Raw genomic sequence first — 678 nt, 5'->3', positions numbered from 1 at the left:
GGCCGGCAAGGGTGTGGGGGTGAGGAAGGACCGCCGCACCGGCGTGCCGCACACCAGGGGACGGCAGCGGGGCAGCCGTTCGACGGCCTGGGGCAGGCCCACCGCCACCCGTGTGCACAGGGGCCCCAGGAGCCGGGTCACCCGGCCCGGGACGGCGTTGCTCTCGTGCAGCACCACCGGCACCCCGCACCAGCGGGCGGCGAGAATCGCCGGAGCGGCGATGTACCCCCCGCTGCTGAACACCGCGCTCACCCCCTCGCGCCGGATCAGGCGCCGCACCGGCAGCACGGCCAGCAGCAGTTGCAGCAGGTTCCAGAGCTTCCGCAGTCCTTTCCCCTGCAGCCCGCCGGCCCGCACCGTGTGCAGGGGGTAGCGGCTGGGCACCAGCTCGGTCTCCAACCGGTCCGGCACCCCCAGCCAGTGCACCTGCCAGTCGTCCGGCAGGGCCTCGGCCACCGCCAGGGCCGGGAACAGGTGGCCACCCGTGCCGCTGGCGGCGATCAGCAGGGTCGGCATGGGCGGGTGGGACGAGCGCGCCTAACTTAAAAGCCGACTCCGGTCCGCCCACCGCCGCCCCGGATCCCTCCCTCTCCATGGCTCCGTCCCGCCCGCTGCCCGCCCCCCGGCCCCCGGTCCGGACGCCGCAGCGCCTCGGTGGCTGCCTGGCCGGTCTGGCGG

Annotated in this window: 1 protein-coding gene; it reads right to left on the bottom strand. The window is 75.8% G+C overall.

Annotation, left to right across the window (positions count from 1 at the left end):
* Nucleotides 1-516 (bottom strand): UDP-N-acetylglucosamine--N-acetylmuramyl-(pentapeptide) pyrophosphoryl-undecaprenol N-acetylglucosamine transferase (locus VB737_RS07460; protein ID WP_500312274.1); only part of this gene is annotated, 516 nt, incomplete at its 3' end.
* Nucleotides 517-678 lie beyond the last annotated feature (162 nt).

It is taken from the genome of Synechococcus sp. BA-120 BA3 (genome assembly GCF_034931285.1).
Taxonomy (GTDB): Bacteria; Cyanobacteriota; Cyanobacteriia; order PCC-6307; family Cyanobiaceae; genus Cyanobium.
This window is presented reverse-complemented; position numbering and strand designations above follow the sequence as displayed.